Below are 17,000 nucleotides of genomic sequence, written 5' to 3' on the forward strand. Positions count from 1 at the left end.
AATGGGGGAAAGCCGCCGGCCCGCAAGCCGGCGGCTCGTCGTCGTTACTGCGGCTTCGCCACGTCCTGAAGCATCAGGAAGAAGGAAGGCTGCAGCTTGAAGTTCTCGACGCTCGCCTTGGTGACGGCGTTCTGCTTCCAGTTGGCGACGAAGACCCAGGGTGCGTCTTCCTGCACGATTTCCTGCATCTTCTTGTAGAGCTCGGCGCGTTCCCCCTGATCGGTGGCCTGGCGCGCCTTGTTGAGCAGTTCGTCGACTTCCGGATTGGAGTAGTAGCCGGAGTTGAAGCCGCCCTTGTCCGGGAAGGCCTCGGAGCGCAGCGCCAGGAAGGGCAGCGTGTCCGGATCGTTGGTCATCCAGGCCATTTCGGCCATGTCGGCCTTGCCTTCGAGACCGGGATTGACCTTGCCGAGGAAGGTATTCCACTCGTAGGTCTCGATGTTGACGTCCATGCCGACGGCTTCGAGATCGGCCTGGATGGCCGTGCCCATGGCGATCGGATCGAGCATGCCGGAGCCGCCCTCGGTGACGTAGAAGGTCACCGGTTCGCCGTCATAGCCGGCTTCCTCGAGCAGCGCCTTGGCCTTTTCCGGATCGTAGGGATAGGGCTCCAGGCTTTCATTGTAGGCCCAGTTGAAGGCCGGCGGCGTCGGTCCGTTGGCCACAGCAGCCGTGCCCTGCAGGATGTTGTCGACCAGCGCGGTCTTGTTGATCGCGTAGTTGGCCGCCTGACGCACCGCCTTGTTGGCGAACGGGCCTTCCTTGGCGTTGAGGATGAGGAACCAGACATGCGGGCCAACCTGTTCGTAGACGGTGTAGTTCGCATCGCTGCGGAACTGCTGCAGGCTGTCCGGCGGGACTTCCGGCATGACGTCGATGCCGCCGGAAAGCATCTCGGCGATGCGGGTGTTGGTGTCGGTTATCGGGCGGTAGATCACCGCTTGGAGCGGCGCGGCGCCATCCCAGTAATCCTCGTTACGGGTGACCACCACTTTCGAGTTGGCTTCCCACTCGGCGAATTTGAACGCGCCGGTGCCCGACGGGTTGCGGCCGAAATCGGCGCCATTGTCCATCACGCCCTTGGGCGAAACGATGAGGCCGGTCGCATAAGCGAGGTTCGAGAGGAAGGGCGCGTAGGGCTCCTTCAGCTTGAACTCGACCGTCGTGTCGTCAATGGCGGTCACGGTGTCGATCGAGGAGAAATAGAAGGCCAGCGGGAACGGCCCCGTGTCGTGATAGGGGTGATCCTCGTTCAGCATGCGTTCGAAGGTGAACTTGACCGCCTCCGCGTTGAACGGCGAGCCGTCGTGGAAGGACACACCCTCGCGCAGCTTGAACGTGTAAGTCAGGCCGTCATCGGAGATCGTCCAGCTTTCGGCCAGCGCGGGCTCGACTTCCAGCGTGCCGTCCTTGTAGCGCACGAGGCCGTCATACATGTTGAGCAGGATGCGGAAGTCGTTCTGCGCGGTGACCGCGGAAGGATCGAGCGACTTGGGCTCCGCGATCTGGCCTACGACCAGAACATTTGGCGGCGTTTGTGCCAGGGACGGTGAGGCGAATGCGAGCGATGCGACTGTTACCGCAGCGGCCAGAAGTCTCTTCATGGCGATCTCCATCGTTGCAGATGGGATTCAATTAATTCGGAAAATTAAAATTCATGCAAGCATTTATTATGATAAATTTTTGTGCATCCTTGATCCGTCACCTGCCCGGAAAATGGAAGGCATGCCCGTCCGCACCATGAGCCACACTGCGCCCGTCATCGATATCGACCGACTGCGTCGCCTGCTCGACGGCGTAAACGTCTTTGGATTCAACGCAGTAACCGGCGGCTACAATCGTGTCGGTTATTCCGGCGAAGACATGGCCGTGCGCGACTGGTTCGCCCGCGAGATGGGCAGTGACGGATTGCAAGTCAGCCGCGACGCGGTGAACAACCTGTTCGGACGCTTCGGACCGGAGACCGGTCCGTGCATCATGGCGGGCTCGCATCTCGACACCGTGCCGGAAGGCGGCGCCTTCGACGGATCGCTTGGCGCCTGCGTGGCGCTGGAATGCGTGCGCGCCTTGCGTGCCGCCGGCCATGTGCCGAAGACCGCCATCGTCGTCGCGGCGACGGCCGAGGAGGAAGGCCGTTTCGGCGGCATGCTCGGCTCGCAGACAATCGCGGGGCGGGTCACGCGCGACTGGATCGAGCAGGCCTCTGACGCGGATGGCGTCCGCCTGGTCGATGCGATGCGGGATCAGGGGCTCGATGCGTTCGGGGCGCTCGACGCCGGCTGGGCGCCGGGCTCGATCTCCGCGTTCCTGGAACTGCATATCGAGCAAGGACCGGTGCTCGAACATGCCGAAATCCCGCTCGGGATCGCCAATGCCGTGTCGGGCGTCTGTTTCCTGCAGGTGCGTTTCGACGGCGTGGCGAACCATTCGGGCACGACGCCGATGGAGATGCGCGCCGATGCATTCGCCGGGCTCGCGGATTTTGCCGGGACGATCACCGACACGATCGCCATTCACGGAACAGAGCAAAGCCGGATCACCATCGGCAAGGTTGAGGTCCATCCCAACCATGCGCACACGATCCCCGGCGCGGCCGAATTCTCGATCATCCTGCGCGACACGTCCGAAGAGGTGATGCTGGGCTTGCGCGACGCGGTGCGAACGAAACTCGAAACCGCTGCCGCCCGGCACGGGCTGGCGCTGTCGATCGAGGAGAAGAGCTGGCTTTCGCCCGTCGCGCTGGATGCCGAGCTGCACGCCATGTTGATGGAGGAAGCCGGCACGCTGGGCCATGCGGCGCTCGACATGCCCTCCGGCGCCGGTCATGACGCCCAGACCATGCAATCGGTCTGCCCGTCCGGTCTCGTCTTCATCCCGTCGCGCAACGGCATCAGCCACGCGCCGGAGGAATGGAGCGACTGGGCGGATATCGAAAAGGGCGCCCAGCTGATGCTGAACGCCCTCGTGCGGCTCTCGTCGTGATCTGCGAGATTACTCGCTGAGTTCCTTGTCCTCGATATCCGGCGACAGGTCCTGCTCGGCCTCGCCGGTGGGCTGGCGGGTGAAGCCCTTGACGCCCGACGTCTCCTTGAAGTCGCGCTTGATCATCACCGGGCTGACGACATAGGCGGTGATCAGTTCCGCGAGTGACCGTAGCGCGTGGGTGTGGATGCGCTCGTAACCGTGCGAGGCGTCTACGCCGAAGGTGATCAGCGCGGTGCGGACATCAGCGCCGGCCTCGATGGCGCTGGCGGAATCCGACCGGTAATATTTGAAGATGTCCTTCTGGTAACGGATCTCGTTTTCCCGGCACAGGCTCGCGAGCTTCTTGGCGAGATGATAGTCGAACGGGCCGGTCTGGTCGGCCATGCCGATGGTCACGCCGAACTCGTCGGAGTTCTGGCCCGGCGCTGTCGTGCCATTGTCGACCGTGATCATCGAGGCGATGTTGTGGGTCAGAACGGACGACGCGCCGACGCCGACCTCCTCCGCGATCGTGAACAGGAAATGGATATCGACGGGTGTCTCGACCTCCTCGTCCTGCAGCGCCTTGAGCGCCGCCAGCATCACGGCGACGCCGGCCTTGTTGTCGAGGTGACGGGACACGATGAAACCGTTGTCGAGGAATTCGGGCTGCGGATCGATGGCGATGATGTCGCCGATCTCGATGCCGAGACGTTCGATGTCGGCCTTGTCGCGCGCCAGCGCGTCTATGCGAAATTCGACGTTTTCCCAGCCGATGGGCATCTTGTCGACTTCGTCATTGTAGGTGTGGCCGGACGCCTTCAGAGGCAGGATCGTGCCGCGATAGCTGCCGCTCTCCGTGAAGACCTCGGCACGCGCGCCCTCGGCAAAACGCGCCGACCAATGCCCGATGGAAACGACTTCAAGGCGGCCATTGTCCTTGAGGTATTTGACCTGCGCGCCGAGGGTGTCGAGATGCGAGACGATGGCGCGCGCGCCCTCTTCGCGCTTGCCGGGCCGGATCGCGCGGATCGCGCCGCGCCGCGTCATTTCCACTGTCAGCCCGTGGCGTTCCAGTTCCGACGTGACGAAACGGACGATGGAATCGGTGAAGCCGGTCGGGCTGGGGATGTGCAGCATCTTCTCCAGGACCGAGAGCAGGTATTCGTGATCAATCGCCAGTCGTGACATAGGTCGACACCCCCAATTTTCTTATCGTATTCGCTTGACCGATGCAGGTACCGATAACGGAAACAGCAAGTCGATGAAACGTTCCGCCGTCGGCTGCGGTTCATGGTTGGCGAGGCCGGGGCGCTCGTTTGCCTCGATGAAGGCGTAATCGGGCCGGCTCGGCGATTTCACCATCAGGTCGATGCCTGTGACCGGAATGTCGATCGCCCGGGCAGCCTCGATGGCGGCCTCCACCAAAACCGGGTCGACGATGTCGGTCACGTCGTGGATCGTGCCGCCGGTGTGCAGGTTTGCGGTCTTGCGCACGGCGACGTGGACCTCCGGGTCGAGGACGTCGTCGAGACCGTAGCCCGCGTCGCGCACGGTGCGTTCGGTTTCCTCGTCGAGGGGTATCCGCGATTCTCCGCCCGTGGCCGCCTTGCGGCGCCGGCTTTGTGCGGCGATCAGTTCGCGGATGGTGCGCTCGCCGTCGCCGACAACCACCGGCGGACGCCGGACCGCGGCGGCGACGACACGGAAATTGATGACGATGAGGCGAAGGTCTTCGCCCTCGACATATTCCTCCAGAAGGATCGTGTCGGAGACCTGGCGGGCGGCGGCGATCGCCTTTTCGACCTCATCGAGCTCGGACAGGCCCACGGAGATACCCCGGCCCTGCTCGCCCCGCGCCGGCTTGACCACGACCTTGCCGCAGCGGCGGACGAATTCCGAAATTTCATCGGGGCTGGCGCCATCGGCAAGTTGCTCGGGCACGCGTACGCCGGCCGCCGAGACGATGCGGCGGGTCACCGACTTGTCGTCGCAGATCGACATGGCGACGGCGGATGTCAGTTCCGACAGGCTCTCGCGGCACAGGACCGAGCGGCCGCCATGAGTCAGCCGGAAGAAGCCGCCCTCGGCATCGACGACCTCGACATGGATACCGCGCCGGCGCGCCTCGTTGACGAGGATGCGGGCATAGGGATTGAGGGCCTGATCGTCGGCGGGTCCGGTGAACAGGGTCTCGTTGATCGGGTTCTTGCGCTTGACCGAGAAGAAGGAAACGCGCTGGAAACCGAGCTTCTCGTAGAGCGCGATCGCCTGCTCGTTGTCGTGCAACACCGAGAGATCGAGGAAAGCGGCGCCGCGCGTCGTGAAATACTCCGCCAACCGCCGCACCAGCGCCTCACCGATGCCCGGATGACGCGCCGAGGGATCGACGGCGAGACACCAGAGCGAGGAGCCGCGTTCCGGATCTTCGAAGGCGCGCATGTGATCGACGCCGGTCACCGTGCCGAGCACCTCGCCGGTCTTCTCGTCTTCGGCGACAAAGTAGATGATGGTGCGCGCGTCGCGCTTGGCCCAGAAGAACTCGGGCGGCACCGTGACCATGCCGCGCGCCGCATAGATGCGGTTGATCGCCTCGGCGTCTGCCTGCGAGGTCAGCCGCCGGATGAAATATCCCTTTGGTCTCTTTCTCGACGCCCGATAGCGCGACAGGTCGAGACGGTAGGTGTGGGACGGGTCGAGGAAGAGTTCCTGCGGGGCGTTGGCGAGCAGAACATGCGGATTGCGCACATAGACCGCGATATCGCGCCGGTCGGGCTGTTCGCCGCGCAGCGCCGCGATCATCGCGCCGGAGTCCTCGAAGGTCTGGGAAAAGACGAGCCTTCCCCAGCCGCAATCCAGCGCGAATTGCGGCGTCGTCTTCGTCTTGTCGCCGCCGTGGCGCGCGATCGGCGGTTTCAGGCCCTGGTCGCGCATGCGCTTCAGGCGATGCTTGTAGGCATCGCTCGTCTGCCTGGAACGCGGGCCGGAGCCGGGTTTCGAACCGTCGCTTTCCTTGCCCATGCCGGTCTTCAAACTCCGTGTGACTGGAACCACATTTCCAGTAGCGCGACCTGCCACAGCTCGGAGCCGCGCAGGGGCGTGATATGGCTCGCCGGATCGGCGAACAGCGCATCGAGGTAATCCTGCCGGAAAAGGCCGCGCTCGCGCGCCGCCTGCGACCCGAGCGCATCCCTGACCATGTCGAGATATTCGCCCTGGATATATTTGAGCTGCGGAACCGGGAAATAGCCCTTCTTGCGGTCGATCACCTCATGCGGGACGACAAGGCGGGCGGCATCCTTGAGAACGCCCTTGCCCTGGTCGTGCAGCTTGAATTCCGGCGGGATGGTCGCCGCCAGTTCGACCAGTTCGTGGTCGAGGAAGGGCACGCGGGCTTCAAGCCCCCAGGCCATGGTCATGTTGTCGACGCGCTTGACCGGGTCGTCGACCAGCATGACGTGAGAATCGAGCCGGAGCGCGCGATCGACCGAGGTCGCCGCGCCCGAGCGCAGGAGATGCTCGCGCACGAAATCGAGGCTGGCATCGGTGTCGGCCAACCAGCGGCCGTCCAGCTGCGTCTTCAGCTTTTCGTGGCTGCGGTCGAAGAACACCTTGGCATAGTCGCCGACAACATCGTTGGAATCGGCGAGCGGCGGATACCAGTGATAGCCGCCGAAGACCTCGTCGGCGCCCTGCCCGGACTGCACGACCTTGATGTGTTTCGAGACCTCGCGGCTCAACAGGAAGAATCCGATATTGTCGTAGGAGACCATCGGCTCGGACATGGCGGAGATCGTGTCGGGCAGATGGCCGATCAGATCGGCCGACGGCACGAAGATTTTGTGGTGATCGGTCCCGAACCGCTCGGCGATCAGGTCGGAATAGGTGAACTCGTCGCCCTTTTCGCCATTGGCCTCCTCGAAGCCGATGGAGAAGGTCATCAGGTCCTTCTGGCCTTCCTCGGCGAGCAGGCCGACGATCAGCGAGGAATCGACGCCGCCGGACAGGAGCACACCGACCGGCACGTCGGCCACCATGCGGCGGCGCACGGATACGCGCAGCGCCTCGAGGACGCGGTCGCGCCAGTCATTGCGGGTCAGGCCGGTGTCTTCCGAACGGCGCTGATAAGGCGGCGACCAGTAGGTGCGGTCGGTCGCCGTGCCGTCCGCCTCGATGCGCCGCGTGGTCGCCGGCGGCAGCTTGCGCACACCCTTCAGGATGGTGCGCGGCGGCGGCACGACGGCGTGGAAGCTCATGTAGTTGTGCAGCGCCTCGCGGTCGATCTCGGTATCGACGTCGCCCGCCTTGAGAAGCGCCGGCAGGAAGGAAGCGAAGCGGATCCGCTTGCCCGATTCCGAATAGTAGAGCGGCTTGATGCCGAACCGGTCGCGCGCAAGGGTCACGGCGCCGCTGTCGCGTTCGTGGATCGCGAAGGCGAACATGCCGTGGAAGCGCTCGACGCAGGCCTCGCCCCATTTGTGGAAGGCCTTGAGGACGACCTCGGTGTCGCCATGCGAGAAGAAATCGTATCCCTCGGCGATCAGCTGCTCGCGAAGCTCCGGATAGTTGTAGATGCAGCCATTGAAGACGATCGTCATGCCGAGCGCCGAATCCGTCATCGGCTGGCCGGCCTTTTCGGACAGATCGATGATCTTGAGGCGGCGATGGCCAAAGGCAACGCGACCCTGGGCGACGAGCCCGCTTCCGTCAGGCCCGCGGGGGGCCAGCATCTCGGTCATCCGCGCAACGGCGGCTGTATCTGCAAACGCACCGTCGACACGGATTTCTCCGGCAATTCCACACATATTCGGTTGTATTTCCCTCGTGATTGTTGTCACGCGGCCAAAATCGGGCGGATCGCCGGCCACGCGGGCGAAAATCGCGGCGAAGCGCGATTCATGCGGATATGTTCAATACGTAGACATCCCCGCGCAGTAAGGCAAATTTCGATAGTGCGGCGCACAATGAGAGACTTTGCCGTCGATTGCCCATACCATGCTCAGTCCGTAACATGCTCACCGGGTTATCAGGTTCCGTCATTCGATCCACGCCACTGTCGCGAAATGCAGGAGGTAAACATGAACCACCCCGTTTTGGTTCCCGGCGCCGTCGCCATCGTGACCGGAGGCGCGGCCGGTATCGGCCTCGCAGCCGCAAAGGCCTTCGCAAGCCTTGGCCTGAAGGTGGCCATCGCCGATCTCGGCGCGGAACGGCTGACCGCGGCGGAAGGCGAAATCGCGGAGGTCGCACCGCAAGGCATGGAAAGCGTCATGGCGCTGGAATGCGACGTCGGCCAAATGGACGATCTCAAGCGGCTGGAGGCCGACGTTCTGGCGCGGTTCGGGTCGATCGACGTGCTGATGAACAATGCCGGCATCCAACCCGGCAGCGCCATATTCGGGCCGGCCGAGAACTGGCGGCGCGTCATCGGCGTCAATCTGTGGGGCGTGATCAACGGCGTGCAGGCGATCGTGCCCGGCATGATCGAGCGCGGACGGCCGGGGCTTGTCATCAATACCGGGTCGAAACAGGGCATCACCACGCCGCCGGGCGACCCGGCCTACAATGTGTCGAAAGCGGGCGTGAAGGCATTCACCGAGGCTCTGCAGCACGATTTGCGCAACCGCGAGAGCTGCGCGATCTCGGCGCATCTGCTGATCCCGGGATTCGTCTTCACCGAACTGACGCGCGGCGGCAGGGCCGAGAAACCGGCCGGTGCATGGACGCCGGACCAGACGGTAGACTTCATGATGCAAAGCCTGGAAGCCGGCGACTTCTACATCCTGTGCCCGGACAATGACGTGCCGCGCAGCGTGGACGAGCGACGGATCCTGTGGGCTGCGGGCGACATCGTCGAGAACCGCCCGCCGCTGTCGCGCTGGCACCCGGATTACGACGAGGCCTTCAAGGCTTTCCTGGAGGAGAAATAGGGATCGGGCGGCGAGCCGCCGCCCTTTCCGCGTCGGGCCTAGGCCTTGGCCGCCTGGCGTTCGCCGGAGAAGATGATGAAGGCGAAGAGGATCACGCCTGCAAAGGTGATCAGCGAGCCGCCGGCCACCAGCGGTTCGTATTGCGGGTTGCCGAGCAGCAGCATGTAAAGCGCCGGGATCATGATCAGCACGCCGAGGGTGTAGACACCGTATTGCACCATCGCGAGGCGGCCTTCCGCCTTGGCCGGCGCGAGGGCGTAATACGCGCCCATGATCGCCATCGTCACCCAGCCCAGAAGATTGGCGTGAGCATGCGCGCCGGTGACGTTGTGAACGCCTGAGATCGACATCTTGAGGCCGATCGCGATCCCCACCAGGAGGAACAGGATCGCTGTCTTGAAGAAGAGTTTCGAGATTTTCGGCATGATTGGGGGTCCTTTTTTTTGATTATCGATTTGTCAGACCAGAAGGGATCAGGCCGCTTCGGCCGCCACCATCCGGTGGAAGGCCTCATTGACCCGGTCCCAGTGTTCGAGGCGTTTCATGGCCGCGAGCCAGCGCATGATATGCGGATATGGCGAAAAGTCGAAACCGATGACTTCGCCGAGGCCGACGATACCGGCACCCATGAAATCCGCGATGGTCAGCCGCCCGAGGCAGATGTAATCCGACTTCGGACCGATGAAATGCCGGTCGAGGACCGAGAGCCATTCACATGACTTTTCATAGCCCCAGGTGACGACATCGGCATTGCCGGTGTCGGTGCGCCGGCGGTGATGCGGCATGATCTGCGGGTAGACGTAGTTGAAGCCGAAGTCGCGATAGAAATTGGCGTTCAGCCAGTCCATCGCCTCGTTGACCCGCGCCCGTTCCTGCAGGTCATCCGGGTAGAGCGGCGAGTTCGTCTTCTGCGCGAGGTATTTCAGGATTGCGGAACTTTCCGTCAGGACGAAACCGTCATCGTCGAGGACCGGCACGAGGCCGTTCGGATTGACGGCAACGAAGTCAGGCGCCTTGTGCTCGCCGGTCATCAGGTCGATGACGATCTCGTCGAGCGGTATGCCGGCCTCGGCCGCGAACAGCGAGACCGGCCGCGACGTGGTGGATACCGGGTTCATATAGAGTTTCATGGGGAGCCTCCCTGGTGTTTGACCAGGGAGATCATCGGTGGACCGGTGATCGGGGACTACCGAATAAACTCCGAACGTGGTGTCCGAAATTTCCGAACAGCCATGGCGGATGGTGATCGACGCGCCGGACGGCGGGGCGCAAAAAGCGGATCGCGTAAGGCTCTAGAGTTGGATCAGGCCGGCATCGGCCAGCGCAAGGTCCCATGAGGGCGGATCGCCGAGCGCCTTGCGCAGGTGATCGATGAGCGCCTGCAACCGGGGCAGGCCGGCATTGGCGGCGGGATAAACCGCCGAAACCGAAATGGATTCCACCTCCGCGCCCAGATCGACGGTGATCAAACGGCCGGCGAGCAGATCCCGCGACACGATGAAGGTCGGGACGAGCACGATGCCGGCGCCGGCGCCGGCGACGGCGGCGCGGCCAAGTGTAACGCCATCATCGGCCTGAAACCGGCCCGTGACCCATTCGGAGCGGATGCCCTTCGCGGTCCGGAACGTCCAGTCCTGGGTCACCCGCCTGTTGCGGTAGCCGATACACTCGTGGCCGGCCAGATCGGCGGGCGACGAGGGCACGCCCCGGCGATCGCGATAATCCGGGCTGCAGACGACGACGCGGTGCGAGGACGTGATCTTGCGTGCGAGCAATGCCGAATCGGAGAGATTGCCGCCACGGATCGCGAGATCGAAACCATCCTGGACGATGTCCACCGACCTGTCCGACACGGAGAGTTCGATCGAAACAAGCGGATTTTCCTGCAGGAAATCATTGAAGACCGGGACCAGCCAATCGCCGGTCAGGGCGGCGGGGGCGGCGATGCGCAGCGAGCCGCTGATCTCGCCGCCGGCGCTCGCGACATCGTTGCGGGCGACCTCCATGGCTGTGGCAATCTCGCGGGCATGGCGCAGGAAAACCTCGCCCGCGCGCGTCAGGCTGAGACCATGGGTCGACCGGGTTATGAGCTGCGTGCCGACATCGGCCTCAAGCGCGTTCAGACGATCGCTGACCACGGAGCGCGAAAGCCGCAACCGCCCCGCTGCCGCGTTGAGGCTGCCGCAGTCGACGATCAGAACGAATGTTGCGATCAGTTCGCTTCGAATCATGCCGGATCGGGTTCCTCCCGGTGATGGGATGATCCTAACCGACAAGCTCCGGCAATCCAGTCGCATATTCGTGGCTTGCGCGGACCAGCGACCAGACGACTTCGAGTTCGGCTTCGTCGCGAGGACCGTAGAGCATCACGTTGGACGCGGCGATGCGGCCGAGCGCGACCCAGGGATGAGGTTCCGCCCAGCCCTTTTCGATCGCCTCGACCCTCGCGTGTTCGGGCAAACAGGCATGCAGGCTGCCGTCCTGCGCGGGATGGATATGCGCGAATTCCAGGCCTTTCATCACACAATCGGGGCAAACCGACGCCACCCCGTCATCGCAGGCGAAGATCGCACGCGCGCCGGGGACCGAAATCAGGCTTTGCCCGGTCTCGACGCCCGGAAGCCCGCGCATACGGTCCCACAGCCGCTCTTGCAATTCGACCGGTGCGTTCTGGTCCAACTGCCGATGCGGAATCTCGACCGATGTTTCGGGTTTCGCACCGCTGCGCCTTGCGAGGTGAATGGCCATCGGAATCTCATTCGCTGTCGTGAACTCAATTCCGGCAGTGTTCCGCGAAGGAGGTTTGGCGGCTAGAGGTGAAATACCGGACTGCCTGTTCGGAAAAACCGAACCCTGAAAGCGGCAGCCCGGATTTTCCGGGGTTCGCGCTATTCCATGTGGTAGCCGGGGGTGGAACGCATGATCTCGCGCTCCTCGTCGTCCATATCCTCCGGAATGCCCTCGAAGAGCGGGGTCGAGAGATAACGTTCGCCGGTGTCCGGCAGCATGCACAGGATGACGGAGCCCGGTTCGGCCGTCTCGGCTATCTTCATCGACACCGCGAAGGTGGAGCCGCCGGAGATGCCGGTGAAGATGCCTTCCTTCTGCGCCAGCTTGCGCGACCATGCGATGCCGTCAGGCCCCGCAACCGGGATCAGATCGTCGTAGTATTTTCCGTCGACCGCCTCCTGCAGGACAAGCGGGATGAAATCCGGCGTCCAGCCCTGGATCGGGTGCGGCTCGAAGGCGGGATGGCTGGCGGCCGGCGCGCCATCCGGCGTGCGCTCCTGCGCCGTGCCGCTCGCTATGAGCGCGGCATTGGCCGGTTCGCTGAGGATGATCTTCGTGTCGGGCCGCTCCTTGCGCAGGACGCGTCCGATGCCGGAGACCGTGCCGCCCGTGCCGTAGCCCGTGACGACGTAATCGAGCCGCCCGTCGCCGAAATCGCCGAGGATTTCGCGGGCGGTCGTCGCCTCGTGGATTTCGGCATTGGCCGACGTCTCGAACTGGGAAGCCAGGAACCAGCCGTGCTTCTCGGCCAGTTCAGCCGCCTTCTGGTACATGCCGAACCCCTTCTGGGCGCGCGGCGTGAGAACGACCTTCGCGCCGAGCATGCGCATCAGCCTGCGGCGCTCGACCGAGAAACTGTCGGCCATGGTGATGACGAGCGGATAGCCCTTGGCGGCGCAGACCATGGCGAGACCGATGCCGGTGTTGCCGCTGGTCGCCTCGACGACCGTCTGGCCCGGCTTCAGCTTGCCCTCGCGTTCCGCTGCCTCGATGATGTTGACGGCGAGACGGTCCTTGACCGAGGCGCCGGGGTTGAACGCCTCCGCCTTGACGTAGACGGTCACGTGATCCGGCGCGAGCGAGTTGATCCGGATGACGGGGGTGTCGCCGATCGTGTCGAGAACGCTTTCGTATAGCCGCCCGCGGCCACTGGTGGTTCTGAGCTTGCCGGTCATTGCTGCCTCCTCAGGCGTTTCGAGCGCCTTGCGTGTTTTTCGGGTGCGACAACTTAGCACGGTTACCGACAGGCGTGGACCGCCGTCATTCCGACAGCGCGGCTGCTGGAGGCATATTCCTCTCGATCAGGGCAAGGATCCGGAACGAAATTCCAAACGAGGCAGACCGGCGGATCAGCTTTCGGCGTATTCCGCGAGCGCGCAGAAGACGTGATAGAAGCTCGATGACGGCATGTCCGGCGCGGTCACGTGACCCTCCTCGTCGATAGCGTCGTACCACCCGCCGGGCACGGGACCGTTCAGGTAGTACGCGAACAGCACGTCGAACATGCGGCGGCGCAAGGCGGCGGCGGAACCGAGACCGCGTTTCTCGAAAGCGAGCGCCGCCTTCAGAGCCTCCGTCTGCGGCCAGAGGCGGGCATGCGGCTCGACGGCGGAACCGTCCGGCTGCAACCCGTCGGCGGCCGCCCCGGTGGCCGGGTGATGGCCGAAAGTGGCGGCGGTCGCGAAAAGCTGTCGCGCCTTGGCATCGACACCCGGAAGGGGCCGATAATCGAGAAAGCGAGAGATCAGCCATGCCCACTCGTAGTGATGGCCGGGCTCGATGCGGGCTTCGGCGGGGGTCTTGCGGCTGATCGTCCAGTCGGCGTCGAAGAATTCCGACAGCGTGCCGGTGGCGCTGTCGAAGAAATGCCGGTCGAACAGCCTGACCATCGCCTGGGCGCGGTCCAGGAACTTCTCCTCGCCCGTCGCCTCGTACCACGCCATCATCGCCTCGAGGAAATGCATGTGCGGGTTGGCGCGGCGCGGCAGCTTGCGGCCGTCCGTCTCGTAGTAGCCGCCATGGGCGTGATCGGCGAGATGCCGGTCCATGTAATCGAGGGTCCAGTCGGCCCATTCGCGCGCTTCGGGCTTTCCGGTGGCGCGGTAGAGCCAGGCCAGGCCGAACATCACGAAACAGTGGTCGTAGGTGTCGCGGGTTTCGTCGCGCACCGACCCGTCCGGATTGAACAGGTGAATCCAGCCGCCGTCGCCATGCCAGCCAGTGGTCGTCAGCGTGTGGAAGCAATGCTCCAGCACGCCATCGGCGTCACCCGGCCAGCCCATCAGCTTGGCGCGGGAAAAGCAGTAGATCTGGCGCGCCAGCACTCTCAGGCGCTTGGCTTCGTGCGGCGCCGGCTCACCATCGAATGTCAGCGCCTCGTGGACGCCGCCATGGACGCGGTCGATGCCGTGTTCGGCCCAGTAGGGCAAGGCGGTCTCGAACAGCCACGAGCGAACCGTCGATGGGTGGGTGTCGTCGCCACGCTCCTTGAAGGCCTGCGTGACATTCTTGACCAGGTGGGTGCAGTCGCGGCGCGTGACGAGGATCTTGTTGTCCTCGGCGACGACCACGAGATCCTCGACACCGGCGATCGCGACCGAGGCGCCACGAGCACGAACGAGGTTGTTGGAGGCCTGCACGGTGATGACGTCGCCGGACAACGCGTTGCCCGCGTCGTCCTTGGAGGCGCCCTCATAGAGCTGCGCCCATGATCCGAGATCGTCCCAGTCGAACATGGCGGGCACGACGCCGATATTGCCGGCTTGTTCCATGATCGCATAGTCGATGGAAAGTTTCGGCGAGGCGGCGAAGGCCTCGGGATCGAGCAAAAGTTTCGCGCCGTCGCGAACGCCCTCTTCTACGGCCTTTCGGGCGCAATCCCAGATTTCCGGCTGCAGCCGCGCATATTCATCTGCGAGCCGTCCGGCGCGAAACAGGAAAATGCCGGCGTTCCAGAGGAAATCTCCGCTCGCCAGATAGCGTTCGGCGGTGGCGTGATCCGGCTTCTCGCGGAAGCGGGTGACGCTGAACCCCTCGCCGAGCGGTTCGCCCTTCTCGATATAGCCGTACTGCGTCTCGGCGCGCGACGGCGTGATGCCGATGGTCATGATCGCGTCGGTGGCGCGCGCCTGGCGGGCCGCCGCGGCGACGGTCTTCTGGAAACCGGCAACATCGTCGATGCGCGCATCGGACGGCAGAACGATGAGGAATTCGTCAGGATCGCTTTCGACGATGGCGGCAGCAACGGCCGCCGCCGTGTCGCGGATGCAGGGTTCGAGCACCAGCACGTCCGGGCGAACCGGCGCGCGGGCGACTTCTTTCTCAAGCGCGTCGCCAAGCGCGGCGGACCCGATGACCCGGACCGGGCGAAACGCGATCTCGTCGACGGCGGGCACCATGCGCTCGATCGTGTTGACGAGCAGGCTGCGGTCATTGACCAGGGCGTGGAACTGCTTGGGCTTGTCCTCGCGCGACATCGGCCACAGGCGCGACCCCGCGCCGCCGCACAGGATGACCGGCGTGACGGCGACCGTGCCGGCTTTCTTGTTCGCGCGTTCTGAGATGTCGGCTGTTTCCCGGTTCATGGCTAAGCCCTGGATGTCGGTTCGGGACCGAATTCCCGTCGTCCCTGCCGTGCAAGGGAATCGAAAACGGCCTGCCCCCGGTTAGGGGACAGGCCGCGATTGTTTGTCAAGTGCCGCCAAAGCGGCGCGACACTTAGGCGGTCGAGCCGACCTTGGTACCGATAGCGTTGAACTTGGCGTTCAGGCTCGAACCAAGCGTCGTGGCGCCGGTGATGATGGCAACGGCGATCAGGGCAGCGATCAGACCGTATTCGATTGCGGTTGCACCGGACTCGTCTTTCATGAAGCGTGCGAACATTGTTGAGCTCCTTACTCGTTTACACAGCACACCCGTCAACACTCTGCGGGCATTGATCGGATGGCTGGACACTACACGGCTGCTCTTGCCACCCGCTTAAGGAACAGGGTTGCCAAAGCTTTAACCCGCCAAACGGGCTTTCATAGTGAACAAATCGTAGCTTTCGGCGGGTGCGTGCGGCGGCGTCCGCGCAGCCCGCTTATGGTTAAATCTTCGTTCATCATTCGCGGCGATATTGGGGCCCGAGTTTGCAAGGAGTACAGGCATGTTCATGGGCATTCGATCCGGACTGGCCGCAATGGCGGTCGCAGGCGCCCTCCTCAATATGTCGGCCGCTGTCGCCGAAGAGGATTTCCTTGCCATGAACGCCGTTCCCGAGCCCGGCATCCGCGTCGTGCTGAACCATGCCAAGATCGTCAAGCTGTCTCAGGCGGCAGCGACCGTGATCATCGGCAATCCGGAAATCGCCGACGCGACCGTACGCGACTCACAGACGCTGGTGCTGACGGGACGCGGCTTCGGACAGACCAACATGGTCATCCTCGACGTCGACGGGAACGCGATCCTCGACGAGCGCATCGCGGTCTCGCGCGAGAACGGGACGGCCCTGCGTATTTACAGGCAGGCCAATATCGAGACTCTGTCCTGCGAACCCTATTGCGAGAAAGCCTATCTGACGGAAGCCGAGGTGCAGTCCATCCGGGCCGTGCGGCTGGCAAACCGGGCGAAAGAACAAGACTGACGGCGATATCGAGATCCGGGCCCGCATTCCGGGCTCCTGCCGTAGCGGCACATTCATATTCTTAGCCGTCGCGACAACGATTCCTCAATCATTTCGGCCTATTCAGGAACGAGTATGTTCCTCGGGGTCATCATGGCGTCACGCGCGCTCAACACCATTCGGCACCTTGCCGATGCCGTCCGTGCCTTGCGTCGCGACCAGAGCGGCGCGACAGCGATCGAGTTCGCGATGCTTGCCCTGCCCTTCGCCTTCCTGTCCTTTGCGATCATCGAAACGACGGTCTCTTTCACCGCGCAACAGGTGGTCAGCAATGCCGTCGACACGATTTCGCGCGAAATCCGGACCGGCCAGCTGACGCTCGCCAACACGACAAAGAGCCAGTTCGGCCAGAAGATCTGCGACGAGATTTCCGTCATGTCGGGCAGCAAGTGCAGCGGTCTCGTCTGGGACCTGCAGTCCTACAACAGCTTCGCGGAAGTGCCCAAGGAAATCCCGCATGACGGCAATGGCGACATCGATACGACCGGGTTCAAATACGATCCCGGCATGGAAAACTCGATCGTCTCGCTGCGCGTCTTCTACAAATGGCCGGTACTGATCGATGTGATGCAATCCTCCATGTCCAACCTGCCGGACGGCAAGACGCTGCTCTATGCCTCCGTGACCTGGCAAAACGAGCCATTCTAGGACAT

Annotated in this window: 15 protein-coding genes; 4 read left to right on the forward strand and 11 right to left on the reverse strand. The window is 63.6% G+C overall.

Annotation, left to right across the window (positions count from 1 at the left end):
• Window positions 1-44: 44 nt before the first annotated feature.
• Window positions 45-1,604 (reverse strand): ABC transporter substrate-binding protein, encoded by a 1,560-nt coding sequence (locus tag LC343_RS20795; RefSeq protein ID WP_223479104.1) that lies wholly within the window; start codon window positions 1,602-1,604, stop codon window positions 45-47.
• A gap of 121 nt (window positions 1,605-1,725) precedes the next feature.
• Between LC343_RS20795 and LC343_RS20800 the strand changes: the two genes are divergently transcribed.
• Window positions 1,726-2,982: a Zn-dependent hydrolase gene (locus LC343_RS20800; protein ID WP_223479105.1), complete on the forward strand. Its 1,257-nt coding sequence runs from the start codon at window positions 1,726-1,728 to the stop codon at window positions 2,980-2,982.
• 9 nt (window positions 2,983-2,991) lie between these two features.
• Here the strand turns inward: LC343_RS20800 and LC343_RS20805 are convergent, their stop codons facing one another.
• Genes LC343_RS20805 through LC343_RS20815 form a run of 3 tightly spaced genes read right to left on the reverse strand, consistent with a single transcriptional unit; the run spans window position 2,992 to window position 7,769 of the window.
• Complete coding sequence (locus tag LC343_RS20805; protein ID WP_223479106.1) at window positions 2,992-4,155, reverse strand: osmoprotectant NAGGN system M42 family peptidase; 1,164 nt, start codon at window positions 4,153-4,155, stop codon at window positions 2,992-2,994.
• A gap of 21 nt (window positions 4,156-4,176) precedes the next feature.
• Window positions 4,177-5,985, reverse strand: coding sequence for an N-acetylglutaminylglutamine synthetase (ngg, locus tag LC343_RS20810; RefSeq protein WP_223479107.1), 1,809 nt, complete (start codon window positions 5,983-5,985; stop codon window positions 4,177-4,179).
• 8 nt (window positions 5,986-5,993) lie between these two features.
• Window positions 5,994-7,769, reverse strand: coding sequence for an N-acetylglutaminylglutamine amidotransferase (locus LC343_RS20815; protein ID WP_223479108.1), 1,776 nt, complete (start codon window positions 7,767-7,769; stop codon window positions 5,994-5,996).
• Window positions 7,770-8,042: 273 nt separating this feature from the next.
• Here LC343_RS20815 and LC343_RS20820 point away from each other — a divergent pair, with 273 nt between their 5' ends.
• Entirely contained in the window at window positions 8,043-8,894 is an 852-nt protein-coding gene (locus tag LC343_RS20820) for an SDR family NAD(P)-dependent oxidoreductase (RefSeq protein WP_223479109.1), read from the forward strand.
• Window positions 8,895-8,932: 38 nt separating this feature from the next.
• On the opposite strand, the gene LC343_RS20825 is transcribed toward LC343_RS20820, so the two are convergent.
• The 7 genes from LC343_RS20825 to LC343_RS20855 form a co-directional block, all read right to left on the reverse strand.
• Entirely contained in the window at window positions 8,933-9,319 is a 387-nt protein-coding gene (locus LC343_RS20825; protein WP_223479110.1) for a hypothetical protein, read from the reverse strand.
• A 48-nt stretch (window positions 9,320-9,367) separates the two neighbouring features.
• Window positions 9,368-10,024, reverse strand: a complete 657-nt coding sequence (locus tag LC343_RS20830) for a glutathione S-transferase family protein (RefSeq protein WP_223479111.1) — start codon at window positions 10,022-10,024, stop codon at window positions 9,368-9,370.
• 162 nt (window positions 10,025-10,186) lie between these two features.
• Window positions 10,187-11,125, reverse strand: a complete 939-nt coding sequence (locus tag LC343_RS20835; RefSeq protein WP_223479112.1) for a LysR family transcriptional regulator — start codon at window positions 11,123-11,125, stop codon at window positions 10,187-10,189.
• Between the two features lie 34 nt (window positions 11,126-11,159).
• Window positions 11,160-11,642 (reverse strand): luciferase domain-containing protein, encoded by a 483-nt coding sequence (locus LC343_RS20840; protein WP_223479113.1) that lies wholly within the window; start codon window positions 11,640-11,642, stop codon window positions 11,160-11,162.
• Window positions 11,643-11,782: 140 nt separating this feature from the next.
• Window positions 11,783-12,859 carry a cysteine synthase A gene (cysK, locus tag LC343_RS20845; protein ID WP_223479114.1) on the reverse strand — a complete coding sequence of 359 codons (1,077 nt, stop codon included), beginning with the start codon at window positions 12,857-12,859 and terminating at the stop codon, window positions 11,783-11,785.
• 174 nt (window positions 12,860-13,033) lie between these two features.
• Window positions 13,034-15,268, reverse strand: a complete 2,235-nt coding sequence (locus LC343_RS20850) for an AGE family epimerase/isomerase (protein ID WP_223479115.1) — start codon at window positions 15,266-15,268, stop codon at window positions 13,034-13,036.
• A 133-nt stretch (window positions 15,269-15,401) separates the two neighbouring features.
• Window positions 15,402-15,566 (reverse strand): Flp family type IVb pilin, encoded by a 165-nt coding sequence (locus LC343_RS20855; protein ID WP_223479116.1) that lies wholly within the window; start codon window positions 15,564-15,566, stop codon window positions 15,402-15,404.
• Window positions 15,567-15,831: 265 nt separating this feature from the next.
• Between LC343_RS20855 and LC343_RS20860 the strand changes: the two genes are divergently transcribed.
• Window positions 15,832-16,308, forward strand: a complete 477-nt coding sequence (locus LC343_RS20860) for a pilus assembly protein N-terminal domain-containing protein (RefSeq protein ID WP_223479117.1) — start codon at window positions 15,832-15,834, stop codon at window positions 16,306-16,308.
• A gap of 114 nt (window positions 16,309-16,422) precedes the next feature.
• Window positions 16,423-16,995, forward strand: coding sequence for a TadE/TadG family type IV pilus assembly protein (locus tag LC343_RS20865; protein WP_223479118.1), 573 nt, complete (start codon window positions 16,423-16,425; stop codon window positions 16,993-16,995).
• Window positions 16,996-17,000: the final 5 nt, after the last annotated feature.

The sequence above is a fragment of the Oricola indica genome (assembly GCF_019966595.1).
In the GTDB taxonomy this organism is placed as follows: domain Bacteria; phylum Pseudomonadota; class Alphaproteobacteria; order Rhizobiales; family Rhizobiaceae; genus Oricola; species Oricola indica.